This window comes from Nocardiopsis dassonvillei, from assembly GCF_964273065.1.
Lineage (GTDB): Bacteria > Actinomycetota > Actinomycetes > Streptosporangiales > Streptosporangiaceae > Nocardiopsis > Nocardiopsis dassonvillei_B.
This window is the reverse complement of sequence record NZ_OZ186815.1, coordinates 5963295-5983463: the sequence shown is the minus strand read 5'-3', so window position 1 is coordinate 5983463 and position 20169 is coordinate 5963295. Positions and strand designations below refer to the sequence as shown.

Here is a 20169-nt window from a genome sequence, read left to right as displayed (position 1 = left end):
CTCAGGCCAGGGACTCCACCAGTTCGGCGACGCTCTTGCGGCGCCCCGTGTAGAAGGGGATCTCCTCACGGGTGTGCAGGCGGGCCTTGGCGCCGCGCAGGTGGCGCATGAGGTCGACGATGCGGTGCAGCTCGTCGGCCTCGAAGGCCAGCAGCCACTCGTAGTCGCTCAGGCCGAACGAGGACACGGTGTTGGCGCGCACGTCCGGGTAGGGCGCGGCCATCCGGCCGTGCTCGGCCAGCATCGCCCGGCGCTCGTCGTCGGGAAGCAGGTACCACTCGTAGGAGCGGACGAAGGGGTACACGCAGAGGTTGTCGCGGGGCTCCTCGCCCGCCAGGAAGGCGGGGACGTGGCCGCGGTTGAACTCGGCCGGGCGGTGCAGGCCCACCACGGACCACACCGGGGTGGCGGTGCGGCCGACCGCGGTGCGGCGGAACGCGCTGTAGACGTCCTGGAGGCGCTCGTGGGTGTCGGCCACCCACCAGAACATGATGTCGGCGTCGGCGCGGAAGCCCTGCAGGTCGTAGCCGCCGCGGGTGGTGACCCCCTGCTCGGCCGCCTTGTCGAGCAGGACCTGCAGTTCTTCGGCCGCGGCCGCGCGGTCGACGCCGTCCAGGCTCCCGACCTTGAACACCGACCACATGGTGTAGCGGATGAGGGAGTTGAGGTCGGTGCCTTCCTCGGCGCCGACTCCGCTGTGCTGGCCCGTCACGGGTTGACTCCTTGCTGGTTCGTGCCGTCGGCTCCGTCGCCGCGGCTGGTGCGACTGTCGGTCTGGAGGGCGGCCGCCAGGCCACGGGCCTGGCGGTCCGCGTCGGCGATGCACGCCGGGATGCCCACGCCGCCGTAGGCCGCCCCGCACACCGCCAGCCCGCGGTGGCGGGCCAGGGCGTCGCGGACGCGGGAGACGCGGGCGGTGTGCCCGACCGCGTACTGGGGCAGGCCGCCGTCCCAGCGGGTCACCCGGCTCTGGACCGGGCGCCCGGCCAGGCCGGTGACGCGGGACAGGTCGGCCAGGGCGGCCGCGGTGAGCTCCCCGTCGGAGCGGTCCGGCAGCCCGGATTCGCCGAACCGGCCGATGGAGCAGCGCACCACGACCAGGTCCTCGCCCTGCGCGGCGAGCTCGCGGGCGAGCCAGGGCCACTTGTTGGTGGAGAAGGTGGCCGCCTTGATGGTGAGCCCGCCCTCCCCCGCCGGGACGAGGAAGCCGGTGCCGGTGAGCGGGGCGGGGAACGCCGAGGCCGGCAGGGCCAGGGTGACCAGGGCCATGGTCGCGTACTCGATGCCGCGCAGGTCGGCGGCGGCCCCGGGGTCGTGGTCGGCGAGAAGCCGGGCCGCCTCCGGCGCGGGACAGGCGAGCAGGACGCCGGCGGCCTCGATCCGGTCGCCGGTGTCGAGGTGGACGCGCCAGCCCTCGGGGAGGCGCTCCAGGGAGCGGACGCGGGTGCCGGTGCGCAGGTCCTTGCCGTGGCGGTCGGCCAGTTCCTCGGCGAGTCCGGCGATGCCGCCGTGCAGGGAGGCGAACACCGGTCCCGCGGACGGGCCGCGGCCGCCGGTGGCGGCGCGGACGCCGCGGATCAGCGAGCCGCCCCCGCGGGCCATGGGCGCGATCTGCGGCAGCGCCGCCTCCAGCGAGAGCAGGTCGGCGCGGCCCGCGTAGACCCCGCCCAGCAGCGGCTCCACCAGGCGTTCGACGACCTCGCGTCCCAGGCGGACCCCCACGTAGGCGGCGACCGGGAGGTCTCCGCGCACCGGGGTGCGCGGGCGCACCAGGTCCAGGGCGGCGCGCGCGGTCCCCCAGGGGGAGAGCACCCCGCTGCGGGCCAGCGCCCCCAGGTCGCCGGGCACGCCCATGAGCTGCCCCTTGGGCAGCGGGCGGATGCGGCCGCGGCTGTAGACGGCGGCCGCGCCCGGGCCGGGGTGCACGACGCGGTCGCCCAGGCCCAGCTCCTCGATGAGGGCGAGCGCCTCCGGGCGGCGCGCCAGCACGGATTCGGCCCCCGCGTCGACGGGCACCCCCGCCACCGGCGAGGCGCGCAGCTTGCCGCCGGGCGCGTCGGCCGCCTCGACCACGGTGACGGAGGCGCCGAGCCCGGTGAGGCGGTGCGCGGCGGTGAGTCCGGAGATCCCGCCCCCGACCACGACGACGTGCGGTGCTTCAGGCATACTCCCAGCTTCCCAGATGCCGTGGGTCACAGCGTCCCGCCGTCCCCCTGGCGTCCGGCGCACCGTGGCCCTCCCCCTCCAGGATCGTCGACGCGGGACGGGGGCGGTGCCGGGAACGTCCCGTGTCGCCAGGGCCTTTCCGCCCGATTCGGACCGTTGTCCGCTCGTTACCAGCGGTCCGAAACGGCGGTGACGGGCACCACGTCCAAGGTTCATGGCTACTTCGCTTACATCTCCGGTGCCGCGTGCCGCCGGAGTCGTGCTCTCCACGGGCTTCGCCGCCCTCCTGGTGACCTCCTGCGCGTCACCCATGTCCGGTTCCTACGATGCGGGCGGCAGCGCCGCCCACGGTGAGGCCGCCCCGGAGGCCGCGGCCGTGGAGGGGTTCTCCGACGAGGCGGGCCGTGCGGCCGACGGGGCCCTCGCCGCGGAGGAGCAGAGCGCGGACCCGGGCCTGGGCACCGGCGTCGAGGCCTCCGAGCGGAGCCTGATCCACATCGCGGACCTCACCGTGCGGGTGGAGGACGTGCCGGAGGCGACCCGGCAGGCCAAGGAGCTGACCGTGGCCGCGGGCGGCCACGTCGCCTCCGAGTCGCTGTCCACACCCACGGGCGGGATCCCCGAGGCCTACCTGACCCTGCGCGTCCCCAGCGAGGACTACGAGGACGCGCTGGAGGACCTGGCCGAGCTGGGCGACCGCTCCGACCTCGACCGGTCGGTGGAGGACGTCACCGCCGAGGTCGCCGACGTCGAGAGCCGCATCGAGTCCGCCGAGACCGCCCTGGAGACCCTGCGCGGGTACCTGGAGGAGGCCGAGAACGTCGACGACCTGCTGCGGGTGGAGCGGGAGATCCAGGACCGCCAGGCCGAGCTGGAGGCCTTCCAGGCGCGGCTGAAGGCGCTGGAGGACCAGACGACGCTCTCGACGGTGAACCTCACGCTGGTGCCGCCGCAGAGCTACGTCGAGGAGCCCCCGACGGACGGTATCGGCTTCGGCGGAGGCCTTGAGCGCGGCTGGCGGGCGCTGACCACGACGTTCGACTGGGTGGCCGTCGCGGTGGGCTGGGCACTGCCGTTCCTCGCGGTCCTGGCGGTTCCGGCCGGGCTCCTGGTGTGGTGGCTGCGCTCCCGGCGCCGCCGCGCGGGTGCGGCGCGGACGCCGGACGGGACGGGCACCCCGGCCGGGGGCGCCGCGCAGCCCTCCGGCGGAGGGGCCCCGGTCGGTGCTCCCGCCGCGCAGGCCCCGGCGGACGGAGCGGACGACGCCCAGGACGGGGGCGGGTCCGGGAAGGCTCCCGGGGACCGGTAGCCCCGCCGGAGGCGGTCCGCGGCCCCGGGACGGCAGTCCCGGGGCCGCGCGGATCAGGCCGAGGTCTCCTCGTGCACGAACGCCGTCAGGCGCTGGAGCATGTCCGGGTCGGTGTCCGGCAGCACGCCGTGGCCCAGGTTGAAGATGTGGCCGTCGGCGGTCCGGCCGCGGGACAGGATGTCGCGGGTGCGCTCGGCGACGACCTCCCACGGGGCGAACAGGGTCGCCGGGTCCAGGTTGCCCTGCAGGGCCGTGCCCGGCTGGACCCGCTGCACGGCCCTGTCCAGCGGCACCCGCCAGTCGACGCCGACGACGTCGGCACCGGCCTCGCTGAGCAGGCCCAGCAGCTCGCCGGTGCCCACACCGAAGTGGATGCGCGGCACGTCGTACTCGCTGAGCTGGCCGAAGATCCACGAGGTGTAGGGCAGCACGGAGGCGCGGTAGTCCTCGGCGCTCAGCGCGCCCACCCAGGAGTCGAACAGCTGGACCGCGCTGGCGCCCGCGTCGATCTGGGTGCGCAGGAAGCCGAGTGTGATGGCCGACAGGCGGCGCATGAGCTCGTCCCACAGCTCCGGCTCGCCGTACATGAGCGCCTTGGTGTGCTCGTGGTTCTTGGACGGCCCGCCCTCGATGAGGTAGGAGGCCAGCGTGAACGGGGCGCCCGCGAAGCCGATGAGCGGCTTGTCGCCGAGTTCGCCGGTGAGCATGCCCACGGCCTCGGTCACGTACGAAAGGTCGCCGGGCTCGATGTCGCGCAGCCGCTTGACCCCGTCCGCGTCGCGGATCGGGTCGGCCACCACCGGGCCCACCCCGGGCTTGATGTCGAGGTCGATGCCGATCGCCTTGAGCGGGACGACGATGTCGCTGAAGAAGATGGCGGCGTCGACGTCGTACCGGCGCACCGGCTGCATCGTGATCTCGGTGATCATGTCGGGACGGGCGCAGGCCTCCAGCATCGGCACGTCGGCGCGGACCCGTCGGTACTCGGGCAGGGAGCGCCCGGCCTGGCGCATGAACCACACCGGGGTGTGGTCCACGGGCAGGCGCCGGCAGGCGCGAAGGAAAGGAGAATCTTGCAGCGTCACCCCTCGATCGTGCCATGCCCGGACCGGTGCTCTCACGCGGATCGCTCCGAACGGTGACGGTGCGCGGTGTCCCCAGGGCGCCGTCCGGTGGCGGAGCGGTCCCAAGATCATCACAAAACCCCGACACGCCGGGAGATCAACGTCCACCGGGCCGTGACTCGTGCCACGGTCGTGGACGTGCCCACCCTCCTGCGACGGGGGGAGCCGCCCCCTCGGGAGCGACGCCCCGCCAGCACGCGATCACACTCAATGAAGGCTGACGTTTCCACCATGCCCGATGTCGGTAGCGCCGCGGACGCCGGCGAGACGTTCCGGCGAGCGGTCGAGGCCCTCAACGGCCCGCCCCTCAGGTCCGAGATCACCGTCCGGGAGATCCCCGCCCCGGGCCGCCTGGCCCCCCACGCCGCCGCCGTGTCGGCGGAGGTCACCGTGCACGGCGAGGAGATCGCCTGGGGGCGCCTCATCGTCCTGTACGACCCCGAGGGGACCAGGGACTGGCCAGGCCCCTTCCGGGTCGTGTGCCAGGTCAACTCCGAACTGGAGTCGGACATCGCCACCGACCCCCTGCTGGGCCCCGTGGCCTGGAGCTGGCTGACCGACGCGCTGGCCTCGCACGGGGCCTCCCACCACACGCTCAGCGGAACCGTCACCCGGGCCACCACCGAGGGGTTCGGGACCAAGGCGGGCGAGGGCTCCACCACGGAGGTGGAGATGCGCGCCTCCTGGACGCCCGAGGAGGACGGCCTGTCCGCCCACGTCACGGCCTGGCAGGCCCTGCTGGCGTCGGCCGCCGGGCTGCCCCCGGCCGACGTCGCGGACATCGCCCGGCAGCGTTCGCGGCCCTGAGGCCCCCTGCCCTCGGGGGTCGCCGGGTCCCGCGGGGCCCGGTCCGGATCCGCGCGCGGTGTCCGCAGCGCATACCGTAGTGGTGTGGCGAACGCGTTGAACTCGAAGACAGAACCCCGTGAACCAGGTGACGAGGACGCCGAGCAGGCGCCCCTGCTGCGGGAACCACGCGAAGGCCTGCCGGAGGTCACCTCCGACGCCGGCGCCCTGGCCGGGGTGATCGCCGCCGTCGCCGCCGGCAGCGGTCCGGTCGCGGTGGACGCCGAGCGCGCGTCGGGCTACAGGTACGGGCAGCGCGCCTACCTGGTCCAGCTGCGCCGGGAGGGCTCGGGGTCGGCCCTGATCGACCCGATCGCCTGCCCGGACCTGAGCGGACTGGACGAGGTCGTCCGCGACGCCGAGGTGGTGCTGCACGCCGCGCACCAGGACCTGCCGTGCCTGGGCGAGGTGAACCTGCGCCCGCAGCGGCTGTTCGACACCGAACTGGCCGGGCGCCTGCTGGGGTACCAACGGGTGGGGCTGGGCTTCATGGTGGAGCGGATGCTCCACGTGCGCCTGGCCAAGGAGCACTCCGCCGTGGACTGGTCGCAGCGCCCGCTGCCGGAGGACTGGCTGCGGTACGCCGCGCTGGACGTGGAGATCCTCATCGAGCTCCGCGACGCCCTGGAGACGGAGCTGGAGGAGGCCGGGAAGCTGGAGTGGGCCCGGGAGGAGTTCGCGTCCGTGCTGGCCGCTCCGCCCAAGGAGCCGCGCCCCGACCCCTGGCGCCGGACCTCGGGCATCCACCGGGTGCGCAACCAGCGGTCCCTGGCCGCCGTGCGGGAACTCTGGTACGAGCGCGACCGCATCGCCCAGGAGCGCGACATCTCCCCCGGCCGGGTGCTGCCGGACGCCGCGATCGTGGAGGCCGCCACGGCCATGCCCAGGAACACCACGGAGCTGAACCGCATCCGCCAGTTCGGGATCAAGCTGGCGCGCCGGTACCCGGGCACCTGGATGAAGGCGATCGACCGGGCCCGGGAGATGGCCCAGGCGGACCTGCCCCGGCCCAACGCGCCCGGCGACGGGCCGCCGCCGGTCAACCGCTGGTCCGACCGCGCCCCGGAGGCGGCGCGGCGGCTGGAGGCGGCGCGGGCGACGGTGGCGGGCATCGCGGAGGAGGTGGTGATGCCGACCGAGAACCTGCTGCTGCCGGACACCGTGCGGCGGCTGGCGTGGGCTCCGCCGGAGTCGGTGGACCCCGACTCGGTGGGGGTGTTCCTGCGCGAGCGCGGAGCCCGGGAGTGGCAGATCGGACTGACCGCGGAACCCCTGGCGACCGCCCTGAAAACCGCGGCGGAGGGGTAAACCTCTACCCATCTGGAACGTCCCCAACCCGATGTGTCCGAAGTCACTGCACCTCAGGGGCGTGGACCGCCTGTTCCATCACCTCCTGTCCGTTTAAGTTATGGAACTGTGCCTTGGAATTTCGGGGCATCGTGACCTCTTGACGGTTGGGAGGGAACGTTGCGACGGTGTGGGTGCACACCACGCGGAGAGCACCGGCGGTCCGGCCCGGTGTGTGCTTCCAAAGGATGCGATCAGGGAAAAGAGGTGAGTCCGCTGTCGTTCTGGCGTTCGCTGTTCGGGGGTACCGGACGTAAGCGCGCCGACCGGGTGCGCACCGTCGATGAGGGCGTCCCCGTGTCGGACGGACTCCCGCCGGAGGCGGACGTCCGCGCCGTGGAGCCCTCCGACGCCCTTCCCTCGCGGATCACCGCTCCCGCCGGTGTGATCGCCGACCTCGCGCCCGCGGCGGCGGGTCGCTCCGCCGCGGGGATGCCCGCCGAGGCGCCCGCCCCCACCGCCGGGATGCGCGCCGCCTCGCTGGAGCGCACCCTGCGGTCCCTGGTGGAGCGCCTGGGCACCGAGCACCCCGACACCATCACCGCCCGCAACAACCTGGCGACCAAGTACGCGCAGATGGGCCGCCGCCAGGCCGCGGTGCAGCAGTTCGAGCTGGCGCTGGCCGAGGCCGTCGAGGTCTTCGGCACCGAGCACCCGCGCACCGAGATCATCCGGGAGAACCTGGCCTGGGCCTTCGAGGACGCGGGCCGCCCCGCCGACGCCGCCGCCCAGTGGGAGGTGCTGCTGCGGGACCGGGAGAGCGCCTTCGGGCCCAGCGACGAGGACACCGTGGAGGCCCGCACCCGGCTGGCCGTGTGCTACCGGCGCAGCGGGCGCCTGGACGCCGCCATGGCGCACTACGAGCGGGCGCTGGCGGACGTGAAGGACGCCGAGCGCAGCGAGGAGCTGCGGCTGGGGCTGAGCGCCGCGCAGAACATGGCGGGCCGCCACGACGACGCCGTCCGCCAGCTGCGCATGGTCCTGGCCGGCCGGCGCCGCCGGCTCGGCAAGGGCCACCTGGACACCCTGGCCGTGCACCACCGGCTGGGCCGCGCCTACACCCAGGCGGGACGCACCGACGAGGCGGTGGAGACGCTGCGCGACGCCTACCGGGCGGCGCTGAACTCCTCCGGCGACCCGGAGGTGCGCAGGCTGACCCTGCGGCTGCGCCGCGACCTGGCGGGCGCCTACAGCGCGGCGGGCCGCCACCGCGAGGCCGGCGCCCTGTTCTGAGTCCCGACCGCCCCGCCCCCGGGGTCACTCCAGGGGGGCGGGGGCCAGGAGCTGCCCGGCGGCCAGGTCGCGGTAGAGGTCGTCGGCCTCCAGGAGCTCGGCGTGGGTGCCCACCGCCCGGACCCGTCCGGCGTCCATGACGACGATGCGGTCGGCCCCGGTGACCGTGGAGAGCCGGTGGGCGACCACGATGACGTTGGTGGTGCGGGCGGCCTCCGTCATCACCTCCTTGAGGGCGCTCTCGTTGGCGGCGTCCAGCTGCGAGGTGGCCTCGTCCATGAGCAGCAGCCGGGGTCGGCGCAGCAGGGCGCGGGCGATGGCCACCCGCTGGCGCTCGCCGCCGGAGAGGGTCACCCCGCGGTGCCCGACGACGCCGTCCGGTCCGCCGGGCAGCCGGGAGACCAGGTCGGTGAGGCGGGCCAGGGCGATCACCTCGGCCAGTTCGCCGTCGGTGGCGTCCGGGGAGGCCAAGGTCAGGTTCTCCCGCAGGGTGCCCTCCAGTACCGGCGCGTCCTGCTCCACGTATCCGATCCGGGCGCGCAGCTCCCGCAGCGGCCGGTCGCGGACGTCGACGCCGTCCAGCAGGACGCGCCCCGAGGTGGCGTCGTAGAACCGCTCGATGAGGGAGAAGACGGTGGTCTTGCCCGCACCGGAGGGGCCGACCAGGGCGGTGAGCCCGGCGCCGGAGGCGGCGAAGGAGACACCGCGGTGCACCGGGGGGAGTTCGGGCCGGTAACGGAAGGACACGTCCTCGAACACCACCGAGGCGGGGCCCTCCTCCCCGTCCGCCCGCCCGGCGGCACCGGTGTCCTCCCGGTCGAGTTCGGCGACCTCGTCGATGCGCCGGACGGCGGCCAGGCCGGTCTGCAGGCTCGTGAGCGCCGCGACCAGCGTCGAGATCGGCTCCATCAGGTAGAAGAGCAGCAGCAGGAACGCGATGAGGGTGGAGATCTCCATGCTCCCCGCCGCCACCCGGCCGCCGCCCAGCGCCAGCACCACCAGGAAGGCGGTGTTGACGAGCAGCCCGGTGGAGGTGCCCGACAGCGCGCTCCAGCCCGCGACCGCCACGCCCCGGCGCCAGGACTCCACCGCGGCCTCGTCCAGGCGGGCGAGCTCGGTCTCCTCGGCGGAGGAGGCCTTGACCGTGCGGAAGGCCCCGAAGATCCGCTCCAGGAGGCCGCCCATGGTTCCCAGGGCGGCCTGGGCCTCCTGGGTGGCCCGGCCGATGCGGGGCAGGACCAGGGCCATGAGCAGGCCGACCACGAGGATCATGCCCAGGGTGACGAGGAACAGGGCGGGGTCCAGGGCCGCCATGACGACGATTCCGCCGGCCAGCAGCACCGATCCGGTGACCAGGTCGGTGAGGCCGCTGGTGGCGACGGTGCGCAGCAGGGTGGTGTCGGCGGTCAGCCGGGCCACGAGGTCGCCGGGGGTGAGCCGGTCGACCTCGGCCACCCGCAGCCGGACCAGGGAGCCCGCCAGCCCGCGGCGCACGTCCAGCACGATGCCCTGGCCGGTGCGCTCCAGCAGGAAGGAGCCCAGGGCGCCGATCACGGCCCCGCTCACGACCGCGGCGGCCAGCAGCAGCACGGGGCCCAGCAGCGGGTCGCCGGCGCCCAGGGCGTCGATGACGTACTTGGCCACCAGGGGCTGGACCAGTCCGGCCGCCCCGCCCAGCAGGGTCAGGGTGCCGCCCAGCAGCAGGATCCGCAGGTGCGGACGGGTGTAGGAGAACAGCCGTCGCAGGGGTGCGCGCGGTGCGGCGCGCAGCATCTCCTCGTGTTCGCTCTCGTCGGCCAAAGGTCCTCTCCCCGTCCGTGTCGGTTCCCCGTCGCCGCCCCGGATCCGTGCGAAAGTGTGCACGCCGGGGCATCACCGGCCGTTCCAGTCAACCGGTCCGCACGGGGCCCGCGCATCCGACGAAAGTCAGGAGGCGGGGCCGCCGATCGTCGATGTCGGCCGGGGGCGCGCACACGTCGGAATGCGGCACTCGCGCAATTTGTTACCGACGAGTAGCATGGGCTCGAAAGTCCACTCACACCTTGGAGAAGGAGGGGCCATCGTGCCGCGAACCGCCCGCGATGTCGTATTCGTCGACGGGGTCCGCACCCCGTTCGGCAAGTCAGGCAAGGGCCTCTACGCCGAGACGCGCGCCGACGACATGGTCGTCCGTGTCATTCGCGAACTGATGCGCCGCAACCCGGGGCTGCCCCCGGAGCGCATCGACGAGGTGGCCATCGCCGCCACCACCCAGATCGGCGACCAGGGCCTGACCATCGGGCGTACCGCCGCGATCCTGGCCGGGCTGCCGCGCAGCGTCCCCGGCTACGCCATCGACCGCATGTGCGCCGGTGCCCTCACCGCCGTGACCACCTCCGGCGCGGGCATCGCCTTCGGCGCCTACGACGTGGTCATCGCGGGCGGCGTCGAGCACATGGGCCGCCACCCCATGGGCGAGGGCGTCGACCCCAACCCGCGCTTCCTCTCCGAGAAGCTGGTCGACCCGTCCGCGCTGGTCATGGGCAACACCGCCGAGAACCTGCACGACCGGTACCCCTCCATCACCAAGGAGCGTGCCGACGCCTACGCGGTGCGCAGCCAGGAGAAGGTCGCCAAGGCCTACGCCGACGGCAAGATCCAGCCCGACCTGGTCGAGGTCGTCGTCCGCTCCCTGGAGCAGGGCTACGGCCTGGCCACCAAGGACGAGCCGCCGCGGCCGGGCACCACCATGGAGTCGCTGGCCGGCCTCAAGACCCCGTTCCGGGCGCACGGCAACGTGACCCCCGGCAACGCGGCGGGCCTGAACGACGGTGCCACCGGCGCCATCCTGGCCGCCGAGGAGGTCGCCGGGGAGCTGGGCCTGGACGCCAGGATGCGCCTGGTCGACTTCTCCTTCGCCGGCGTCGAGCCCGAGGTCATGGGCGTCGGCCCGGTCCCGGCCACCGAGAAGCTGTTCGCCCGCCAGGGCATCTCGATGGACGACATCGGCCTCATCGAGATCAACGAGGCCTTCGCCGTCCAGGTGCTCGCCTTCCTGGAGCACTTCGGCATCGCCGACGACGACGCCCGCGTCAACCCGTGGGGCGGCGCGATCGCGCTGGGCCACCCGCTGGCCTCCTCCGGCGTGCGACTGATGATGCAGCTCGCCCGCCAGTTCGCCGAGCGTCCCGACGTCCGCTACGGCATCACCACCATGTGCGTCGGTATGGGCATGGGCGGCACCGTGCTCTGGGAGAACACCAACTACGAGGGGGGCAAGTGAGCACCGCACTGGACTCTGCGCGCGAGCTGTTCAAGGACGAGGTCGTCACCAGGGCGATCTCCCGCGACATCGAGCTCCCCTACGGTGCCGGCACCGCCGTCCTGATCACCCTGGACAACGGCCACGACCACACCCGGCCCAACACCTTCGGCCCCGGCGGCCTGCTCAGCCTGGACGCCGCGATCGAGGCGGCCCGCGGCCGCAAGGACATCGTGGCGGTGGCGGTCACCGGCAAGCCGTTCATCTTCGCCGTGGGCGCCGACCTGAGCGGCGTCCCCGCGATCCAGAACCGCGAGCAGGCGCTGGCCATCGGCAAGCTCGGCCACGACGTGTTCCGCAAGCTCGGCGAGCTGGACGTGCCGACCTTCGCGCTCATCAACGGCGCGGCCATGGGCGGCGGCGTCGAGGTGGGCCTGCACTGCACCTACCGCACCATCTCCTCGGGCGTCCCGGCCGTGGCGCTGCCCGAGACCTTCCTGGGCCTGGTGCCCGGCTGGGGCGGCACCTACCTGCTGCCGAACCTGATCGGCGCGGAGAAGGCCCTCAAGGTCATCATCGACAATCCGCTGGCCCAGAACAAGATGCTCAAGGGCACGCAGGCGTTCGAGCTGGGCATCGCCGACGCGATCTTCGAGCCCGCCGACTTCGTCGAGGAGTCCCTGCGCTGGGCCGCCCGGGTCGTCAAGGGCGACGTCGAGGTCGAGCGCCCCGCGGTCGACAAGGGCGAGGCCTGGGACAACGCGGTCAACATGGCCCGGTTCGTGGTCGAGGGCAAGCTGCACGGCGCCGCCCCCGCCCCGGCCCGCGCCGTCGAGCTGGTCGCCGAGGCCAGGAACCGCACCCGGGACGAGGGCTTCGCCGCCGAGGACGAGGCCCTGGCCGACCTGATCATGAGCCCCGAGCTCAAGGCCGGGCTGTACGCCTTCGACCTGGTGCAGAAGCGCGCCAAGCGGCCCGCCGGCGCGCCGGACAAGTCGCTGGCCCGCAAGGTCACCAAGGTCGGCGTCGTGGGCGCCGGGCTGATGGCCGGGCAGCTGGCGCTGCTGTTCGCCCGCCGCCTGGACGTACCGGTCGTCATGACCGACCTGGACCAGGAGCGCCTGGACAAGGGCGTCGCCTACGTCCACGGCGAGGTCGACAAGCTCCTGAAGAAGGGGCGTGTCGACCAGGACAAGGCCAACCACCTCAAGGCCCTGGTCACCGGTTCGCTGACCAAGGACGCCTTCGCGGACGCCGACTTCGTCATCGAGGCCGTGTTCGAGAAGATGGAGGTCAAGCAGAAGGTGTTCGCCGAGGTGGAGGCCGTGGTCTCCCCCGAGGCGATCCTCGCCACCAACACCTCCTCGCTGTCCATCACCGAGATGGCCGCCGGGCTGGAGCACCCCGAGCGGGTCGTCGGCTTCCACTTCTTCAACCCCGTCGCCGTCCTGCCGCTGCTGGAGATCATCCGCGGCGGGAAGACCGACGACGCCTCCCTGGCCACGGCCTTCGCCGTCGCCAAGAAGCTGAAGAAGACCGCCGTCCTGTGCAAGGACGCCCCGGCGTTCGTGGTCAACCGCCTGCTCACCCTGTTCATGGGCGAGGTCCTGGGCGCGGTGTCCGAGGGCACCGAGCCCGAGGTGGCCGACCGCGCGGTGGCCCCGCTGGGCCTGCCGATGTCGCCGCTGATGCTGCTGCAGCTGGTCGGCCCGGCCGTGGCTCTGCACGTGTCGGAGACCCTGCACGAGGCCTTCCCGGACCGCTTCGCGGTCTCCCCGCAGCTGGCCGAGGTCGTCAAGGCGGGCCGGACCGCGATCTACGCGCCCGACTTCAGCATCGACCCCGAGGTGAAGAAGCTGCTCTCGGGCGGCGACGCCCCGTCCACCGAGCCCGAGATCCTGGACCGGGCGCTGCGCGCGCTGGCCCGGGAGATCCGGATCATGTTGGACGAGGGTGTCGTGGCCGAGGCCGCCGACATCGACCTGTGCCTGATCACGGGCGCGGGCTGGCCGTTCCACACCGGCGGTATCACCCCCTACCTGGACAAGGCCGGGGTGTCCGAGGCCGTCAACGGCAGGCGGTTCCACGAGGGCGACCCGAAGGCCGTGTGACCGGCTGAGGCGACCGCCTGACGGCACGGGCCCGGCTCCCCCCAGGGGGAGCCGGGCCCGTCGCTTCCCGCCGGCCGCCGCGGGGCGGGGTCAGCGGGCGGACCCGGCGCGCACCGGGCCGGCGGGCAGCATGCCGTGCTCGCGGTACCAGGCGCCCATGGCCGTGACCGTCTCGGCGATGGGGCGGAACTCCACGCCGAGTTCGCGGCGGGCCAGGTCGGAGCTGATGTTGCGGGAGTCGCCCTCGCGCAGCACCCGGATCCCCTCGCGGGTCGCGGTCGGCTCCCTCCCGGTCAACCGGGCCTGGAACTCCAGGAGGCCCGCGGCCGCCCCGGCCAGGCCGGCGTGGACCGGACGGGGGGCGCGGGCCCCGGTCTCCGCTGCGATGGCCTCGGTCAAGGCGGGCAGTGCGCGCTTCTCCCCGGCCACCACGTAGCGGTCGCCGGTGCCCACCCGGGCCGCGGCGACGCAGGCGTACGCCACGTCGCGGGCGTCCACCATGTAGTTGGACAGGCGGGGCACGGCCCGGACCGCGCCCCTGGCCACGTCGAGGAAGAGGCGGCCTCCGGAGGTCGGCCCGGCGTCGCCGGGGCCCCACATCCACCCGGGCAGGACCGTGGCGACCCGGGTGGAGCCGGTCCTGCCGGAGCCGACCATGGCGGCGACCGCCCGGTCGGCGCGCACCTTGCTCGTGGGGTAGGAGTCCGACACGGTCGGCCGCGCGTACTTCTCCGGGAACGGGGTGGACTCGTCGGCAGGGTCGTCGGGGCCGCGCAGGGCCAGGGTGTTGATGGACCCGGTGTGCAGGAACACCCGGACGCCGGCGTCGGCGGCCGCGCCCAGGACCTGCTCGGTACCTTGTACGTTGATCTTCTCCAGGGGCTCGGTGACCGTGGAGTCCTGGAAGTACTCGCGGAAGTAGGCGGCGGTGTGGAACACCTCGTCCACCCCGGCCAGGTGCGGCCGGTAGGTGTCGGGGGCGGTGACGTCTCCGTGGACCAGGTGCAGCAGCGGGTGCCCGGGCAGCAGCCGGCGGGCCCGGTCGAGGTCCCGGACCAGGGCGACGACCTCCTGGTCGAGGTCGAGCAGGAGTCGGACGATGTTGCCGCCCAGCAGTCCTGTGGCCCCCGTGACCAGGGCCCTCTCCCGCGCCGGGAGACGTGTCGTGTCGGCGTTCGTCATGGTGCTGGATCCCCACTATCGTATATTTTTTATATAATCTTTTTTTATGACTGATTCTCGGGGGCGATCGGGTATGGAGAACGCGTCGGGCTGGGACACCCCTCTCTGGCACACGACCGGTTTCCGGTTGATCAAGCTGGGCGAGCTGGTCCAGGCCGTCACCGCCGAGATCTTCGGGCCGCAGGAGATCTCCGCCCGGCAGTTCCATGTGCTGGCCGCCGCCGAGGCGATGCCCGCCCCCTCCCAGAAGGAGCTGAGCCGCGCCCTGGGGCTGGACCCGAACGTGATGGTCGGGCTGATCGACGATCTGGAGTCCCAGGGGCTGGCCGTGCGCGAACGCAATCCGAAGGACCGGCGGCGCTACATCGTGACGCCCACACCCGAGGCGGCGCGGCTGCTGCGCAAGGCCCGCGAAGCGGTCGCCGACGCCGAGAAGGAGTTCTTCTCCTCCCTCTCCGAGCGGGAGGTCGAGGCCCTGCACGAGTTGTCGGGCCGGCTGCTCGACGCGCACCCCCGGGTCACCAAGCGCGAATGAGCCGCGGGGCACCGCCGGGGGACGGGGAGGGCGGCCCCGGCCGGCGGGGAGCCCCGCCCTACTCCGCAAGGCCCCACCGGGCGTGCAGCCGCCTGAGCGGTGCGGGCGCCCACCAGTTGGCGTCGCCCGCCAGGCGCATGAACACCGGCACCAGCACCCCGCGGATGAGCGTGGCGTCCACGAGGATCACCACGGCCATCCCGATCGCCAGCATCATCAGGTACAGCACTTCGGAGACCGCGTAGGCGGCGAACGAGGCCGCCAGGATGACGGCCGCCGCCGTGACCAGCGGACCGCTGCGCTGCAGCCCGGCCGCGACCGCGCGGGTGTTGTCCCCGGTCCGGTCGTACTCCTCCTTGATCCGGGCCATCAGGAACACCTCGTAGTCCATGGAGAGCCCGAACGCGATGCAGAACATCAGGATCGGGAAGGTCGTCTCCAGGGTCCCGTCGGCGGTGAACCCGAGCAGCCCGGACAGGTTGCCCTCCTGGAAGATCCACACCATCACGCCGAACATCACCGCGAGGCTGAGCACGTTGAGCACGATCGCCTTGGCGGGCAGCAGCAGGCTCCCGGTCATGAGGAACAGCAGGACGAAGGTGATCACCAGGACGAGCCCGAACACCAGGGGCACCTGGCCCAGCAGCGCGGCGCGGAAGTCGGTGAGGTCGGCCGGGTAGCCGCCGATCTCGGCGGCCGCCGGGGCGGGCACCCCCCGGATGCGCTCGATCAGGCCCTCCGCGTCGGCCAGCGCATCGGCCTCGGGCACCGCGGAGAACCACGTGGCCCCTGCCGAGCCGAACCGCTCCCGCGCGCCCGGCTCCGGGCCGGCCACCCGCTCCCCGTCCATGAAGCGCCCGGTGAGCGCGTCCACCTGGTGGACGCCCTCCACCCGGGACAGCTCCGCGGCGTAGGAGGTCACGGCGCCGGCCCCGGCTCCGGTGCCCGGCAGGTCGACGACCACCTGGACGGCGTCCATCTCCTCCTGGGCGAACCCGCTCTCGATCTGGTCCTGCACGTCGCGGCTGGAGGTGCCCTGGGGCAGCACGCGGGCGTCGGGCAGGCCGAAGTTCAGCCCCAGCGCCGGGGCGGCCAGTACCAGGACGACGATCAGTGCGGGCAGCCCCCACAGCACGGGGCGGCGCATCATCCGCAGGGCGGTGTCGTGCCACCAGCCGCGGTCGGGGTCGGGCTCGCGCCGGGGCCGGACCCGGTGCCCCACCCTGGCCAGCGCGGCGGGCAGGATGACCAGGGAGGCGAACACCGAGGTCAGCACCGTTCCCATGCCCGCGTAGGCGAAGGACTGCAGGAACGGGAACGGGAAGAGCATCAGGCACGAGAGCGCGACGGCGACGGTCAGGCCGCTGAACGCGACGGTGCGGCCCGCTCTGGCCACCGCCGTCACGACGGCCTCGGAGACCTCCCGGCCGCGGGCCAGCTCCTCCCGGAACCGGTTGATGACGAACAGGCTGTAGTCGACCCCCAGTCCCACGCCCATGACCAGGGCGAGGTTGGCGGCGAAGGTGGACACGTCGGTGACGTAGGTGACCCCGCGCAGCAGCGCCAGGGTCGTGACCACCGAGAAGAGGCCCATGCCCAGGGTGAGCGCGGCCACCGAGAGCCTGCGGTAGATGACGAGCAGCAGCACGAACACCAGGGGGAAGATGATCGCCTCGGCCAGCAGGAAGTCGGCCTGGGCCTGCTGCGCGGCCTGGCGGAAGACCTCGTCGCCGCCGCCGACCTCCACCCGGATGGTGTCGTCCTCGCGGGTGAAGTCCGGGGAGATGTCGCCCAGGGCGGTGCGCGCCTCGGTGACGGTCCCCTCCATGCGCGCGGTGATGAGCGCCTGGGCGCCGTCCTCGGAGCGCATCGCCGGGGAGCCGCCGCGGCCCCAGTAGGAGGCCGTCTCCGCGACGCCCTCACGGGAGGCCAGCTCGGCCTCCAGGGCGGCGGCGGCCTCGACCACGGCCGGATCGTCCACGTCGCCGTCCCGGGCCGTCACCAGCAGCAGGAAGTGGTGCTTGCCGGTGCCGAAGCCCTCCTCCAGCCGCTGCTCCACCAGCGCCGACTCCGAGCCCGGGCTCTCGAAGCGGCTGAGCAGCAGCCGGTCCATCGTGCCCGCGGCCAGGAACGCGCCGAGCAGGGCCAGGACGACGGCCAGGGCGATGACCCGGCCCGGGCGCCGGGCCAGGGCCTGGCCCAGGCGGACCGGCAGGGGCGGGCGTCCGGGAGGGCCGCCGGGGTTCCGGGCGCCCGGGGGTGGCGCGGTGGTCGATGAGGTCGCCATGGTGCTCTCGCCTTCCGGGTTCAGGGCGCGGGGGCGCGCCGGTCCCACCGGTCGGCCGCCGTGCCGTGCAGGGGTCCCGCGCCGGCGGTGGCCGGGGGGCGTCCGCGGGCGCTGCGCCCTCCGGAGGGGGACGCCGTGCGGGTCGCCGCCGGGAGGGCGGTCGCCCGGACCCGCCGGGGAGCGGGCGCGGTGGGCCGGGTCAGGGCGTCGGGCATCGTGTCACCCCCGTTCGTCGTACGCGGGCGGCACCGCCGGTGGCGGCCGGAGGACTCCGACCGCCACCGCGGATACCGTCGTCGCCACAGTACTGTACAAACCAGCGACGATCACCAATATAGACGATAGGGTTCACATATCATTTACCCGAGGGGCCACTCGGCACGGGGCGGCGGGCTCCCGCTCGGGGAACGCGGCGGCGGCCGGGCCGTGGGCGGGGGGCGTCGCCGCTGTCCGGTCCCGGCGGGCACGCGCCCGCGTAACGCGCCCCTCCCCCGGCGGTCCCGGCCCCCTCCTCAGACCCCGGCGGGCACGCGTCCGCGTTCGGACGGGGCCGGGACCGGAGGTTCCTCGCCGCCGCCCTCGGAGATCCCGATGCGGTCGTGCAGCCACCGCAGCGGGCGGGGCAGCCACCAGTTCACCCCGCCCAGCAGGCGCATCGTGGCCGGGACCATGACCGCGCGGACCAGGGTGGCGTCCACGAACACCGCGATCGCCAGTCCGATGCCGATGATCTTCAGGAACAGCAGGCCCGAGGTGCCCATCGCCAGCAGCACCACCACGAGCAGGACCGCCGCGCTGGTGATGATCCGGCCCGTGTGCTGGAGCCCCGCCGCCACCGAGCGGGTGTTGTCCCCGGTGCGCAGGAACTCCTCGCGGACCCGGCTGAGCAGGAACAGCTCGTAGTCCATCGCCAGGCCGAAGGACACGATGGTGATGAGCACGAGGTACGTGGGGTCGATCGTGCCGACCGCGTCGAAGCCCAGCGGCCCGGCGAAGGCGCCCTCCTGGAAGCCCCAGACGACCACGCCCAGCGAGGCCCCCAGGGACAGCGCGCCCATGAGGACCGCCTTGAGGGGCAGCACCACCGAGCCGAAGGCCAGGAAGAGCAGGAACAGGGTGGCTCCCGCGATGAACCCGACGGTGACCGGGGCCGCGCCCACGATCGCGGCCACGTTGTCCTGCTGCATGGCCGCGACGCCGCCCACCAGCGTCTCGTCCGCCCCCTCCGGGGCGGGCTCGGCGCGCACGTCGGCGACCAGGTCCTTCACCTCGTCGGAGTCGGCCGCGCCCCGGTAGGCGACCAGGACGTGGGCGACGCCCTCACCGGTGCGCTCCACCCGGGCCAGGGCCGCCTCCGGCAGGTCGGCCAGGCGTTCGACGTACTCCTCCAACGCCTCGTCGGAGGGGTCGCCGACCACAGCCACGTGCAGGCGCCCCAGACCGCCCGCCGGGAAGTCCTCGGCGACCGACTCGGTGGCGATCCGGCTGCCCGCGTCCTCGGGCAAGTAGCGCTGGTCGGTGGTGCCCAGGTGGGCCGAGGCCAGGCCGGAGCTGAAGACCAGCAGGACGCTGAGGACCGCGACCAGGGCCACCGCCGGGCCGCGCATCACCGTGCGGGCCAGCCGTGTCCAGCCGCCCTCCCCGACGGCCCCGGTGACCGTGCGGCGGGGCAGCGGCAGCCTCAGCCGGTCGATGCGGCGGCCCACCACCGAGAGCAGCGCCGGGAGGAAGACCAGTGCGGCCAGCAGGTCGAACAGGACCACGGCGATACCGCCGAAGCCGATGGACTTCAGGATCGGCTGCGGGAAGAACAGCAGGCCGCCGAAGGCGATGCCGACGGTGATCCCGGAGAAGGCAACGGTACGGCCGGCCGTGTCGACGGTGCGGCCGACCGCGGCGGCCACCCCCCGGCCCCGGTCCAGCTCCTCGCGGAACCGGCTGACCATGAACAGGCCGTAGTCGATGGCCAGGCCCAGGCCCAGGATGGTGGCGACGTTGACCGCGAACACCGAGACGTCGGTGACGTGGGTGAGGGCTCGCAGCACCGTCAGCGAGCCCAGGATCGCCAGCCCGCCCACGGCCAGGGGGACCGCGCCCGCGATGAGGCCGCCGAAGATCAGCACCAGCAGGAACAGCAGCAGGGGCATGGTGATGAGCTCGGCGCGGACGATGTCGGACTCGGCGGTCTCCGAGAGCTCGTGCTCGACCGCGATGGGGCCGCCCAGGTGGGTCTCCAGGGGGCCCGACTCCAGGTGTTCGGCGACGGCCTCGTACTGGTCCAGGCGGTCGGTGTGGCCCTCCCCGGCCAGGGTGACGGGGATGTAGGTGGCGTGCATGTCCTCGGAGACGAGCATGCCGCGTTCGGTGTCGGAGAGGTCCTCGTCGAGATAGACGTCGAAGTCGGCGACGGCGCCGGGCATGCCGTCGGCGATGCGCTGGACGGCCGCGGCGAAGGTGGGGTTGTCGACCTTCAACTCGTCGCTGCGGTAGACGGCGACGATGTCGATGTCGTCGTGGCCCAGCTCGTCCTCGAGGAGGTCCATGGCCCGGGAGGACTCGGCGCCGGGGTCCTCGAAACCGCTTTCGCTGACATCGGAGAAGACGCCGGAGCCCCACACGGCGGCGAACACGGCGAAGAGGGCGGCGGCGGTCAGCACCGCCCACCGGAAGCGGTGGGCCCCGAGTCCGAGACGACCGAAAAGCCCCGTGTGCGTTGGCATGAGCAGCCCTTTCGGCAAACGGCCTTCGTGTCTGTTAACGGTGTTCACTAAAGCGTGCGGGCATTACT

The 20169-nt window shown here is 73.5% G+C and carries 14 protein-coding genes; 7 read left to right on the top strand and 7 right to left on the bottom strand.

What is annotated here, in order from left to right:
• Position 1: 1 nt before the first annotated feature.
• Positions 2-712, bottom strand: coding sequence for a hydrogen peroxide-dependent heme synthase (hemQ, locus tag ACSUPR_RS26605; RefSeq protein WP_436887456.1), 711 nt, complete (start codon positions 710-712; stop codon positions 2-4).
• Positions 709-2166: a protoporphyrinogen oxidase gene (hemG, locus tag ACSUPR_RS26600; RefSeq protein ID WP_436887455.1), complete on the bottom strand. Its 1458-nt coding sequence runs from the start codon at positions 2164-2166 to the stop codon at positions 709-711. Before hemG ends, hemQ begins: the two co-directional genes overlap by 4 nt.
• A 259-nt stretch (positions 2167-2425) precedes the next feature.
• On the opposite strand from hemG, the gene ACSUPR_RS26595 reads away from it, so the two are divergent.
• Positions 2426-3475 (top strand): DUF4349 domain-containing protein, encoded by a 1050-nt coding sequence (locus ACSUPR_RS26595; protein WP_436887454.1) that lies wholly within the window; start codon positions 2426-2428, stop codon positions 3473-3475.
• Positions 3476-3528: 53 nt separating this feature from the next.
• Here ACSUPR_RS26595 and hemE read toward each other — a convergent pair whose 3' ends face one another.
• Complete coding sequence (gene hemE, locus ACSUPR_RS26590) at positions 3529-4497, bottom strand: uroporphyrinogen decarboxylase (RefSeq protein WP_436892161.1); 969 nt, start codon at positions 4495-4497, stop codon at positions 3529-3531.
• Between the two features lie 333 nt (positions 4498-4830).
• On the opposite strand from hemE, the gene ACSUPR_RS26585 reads away from it, so the two are divergent.
• The 3 genes from ACSUPR_RS26585 to ACSUPR_RS26575 all read left to right on the top strand — a co-directional run bounded on the left by ACSUPR_RS26585 (position 4831) and on the right by ACSUPR_RS26575 (position 8025).
• A complete protein-coding gene (locus ACSUPR_RS26585; protein WP_436887453.1) occupies positions 4831-5406 on the top strand; it encodes a DUF3000 domain-containing protein in 576 nt (191 codons plus the stop codon).
• An 84-nt stretch (positions 5407-5490) separates the two neighbouring features.
• Positions 5491-6753, top strand: coding sequence for an HRDC domain-containing protein (locus tag ACSUPR_RS26580; RefSeq protein ID WP_436887452.1), 1263 nt, complete (start codon positions 5491-5493; stop codon positions 6751-6753).
• Positions 6754-6999: 246 nt separating this feature from the next.
• The gene (locus ACSUPR_RS26575; protein WP_436887451.1) at positions 7000-8025 is read left to right on the top strand and encodes a tetratricopeptide repeat protein; all 1026 of its coding nucleotides are present in this window, start codon (positions 7000-7002) and stop codon (positions 8023-8025) included.
• A 24-nt stretch (positions 8026-8049) separates the two neighbouring features.
• Here the strand turns inward: ACSUPR_RS26575 and ACSUPR_RS26570 are convergent, their stop codons facing one another.
• Positions 8050-9798, bottom strand: a complete 1749-nt coding sequence (locus tag ACSUPR_RS26570) for an ABC transporter ATP-binding protein (RefSeq protein ID WP_436892160.1) — start codon at positions 9796-9798, stop codon at positions 8050-8052.
• 289 nt (positions 9799-10087) lie between these two features.
• On the opposite strand from ACSUPR_RS26570, the gene ACSUPR_RS26565 reads away from it, so the two are divergent.
• Both ACSUPR_RS26565 and ACSUPR_RS26560 read left to right on the top strand, forming a co-directional pair.
• The gene (locus tag ACSUPR_RS26565) at positions 10088-11287 is read left to right on the top strand and encodes a thiolase family protein (protein WP_436887450.1); all 1200 of its coding nucleotides are present in this window, start codon (positions 10088-10090) and stop codon (positions 11285-11287) included.
• Entirely contained in the window at positions 11284-13377 is a 2094-nt protein-coding gene (locus ACSUPR_RS26560) for a 3-hydroxyacyl-CoA dehydrogenase NAD-binding domain-containing protein (protein ID WP_436887449.1), read from the top strand. Before ACSUPR_RS26565 ends, ACSUPR_RS26560 begins: the two co-directional genes overlap by 4 nt.
• Before the next feature lie 90 nt (positions 13378-13467).
• Here ACSUPR_RS26560 and ACSUPR_RS26555 read toward each other — a convergent pair whose 3' ends face one another.
• Positions 13468-14559, bottom strand: a complete 1092-nt coding sequence (locus ACSUPR_RS26555; RefSeq protein ID WP_436887448.1) for an NAD-dependent epimerase/dehydratase family protein — start codon at positions 14557-14559, stop codon at positions 13468-13470.
• 73 nt (positions 14560-14632) lie between these two features.
• Between ACSUPR_RS26555 and ACSUPR_RS26550 the strand changes: the two genes are divergently transcribed.
• Positions 14633-15094 (top strand): MarR family winged helix-turn-helix transcriptional regulator, encoded by a 462-nt coding sequence (locus tag ACSUPR_RS26550; RefSeq protein ID WP_436892159.1) that lies wholly within the window; start codon positions 14633-14635, stop codon positions 15092-15094.
• Between the two features lie 58 nt (positions 15095-15152).
• On the opposite strand, the gene ACSUPR_RS26545 is transcribed toward ACSUPR_RS26550, so the two are convergent.
• Together ACSUPR_RS26545 and ACSUPR_RS26540 are read right to left on the bottom strand one after the other, a co-directional pair.
• Positions 15153-17381: an MMPL family transporter gene (locus ACSUPR_RS26545; protein WP_436887447.1), complete on the bottom strand. Its 2229-nt coding sequence runs from the start codon at positions 17379-17381 to the stop codon at positions 15153-15155.
• Positions 17382-17893: 512 nt separating this feature from the next.
• On the bottom strand, positions 17894-20101 hold the full coding sequence (locus ACSUPR_RS26540; RefSeq protein ID WP_436887446.1) for an MMPL family transporter: 2208 nt from the start codon (positions 20099-20101) through the stop codon (positions 17894-17896).
• Positions 20102-20169: the final 68 nt, after the last annotated feature.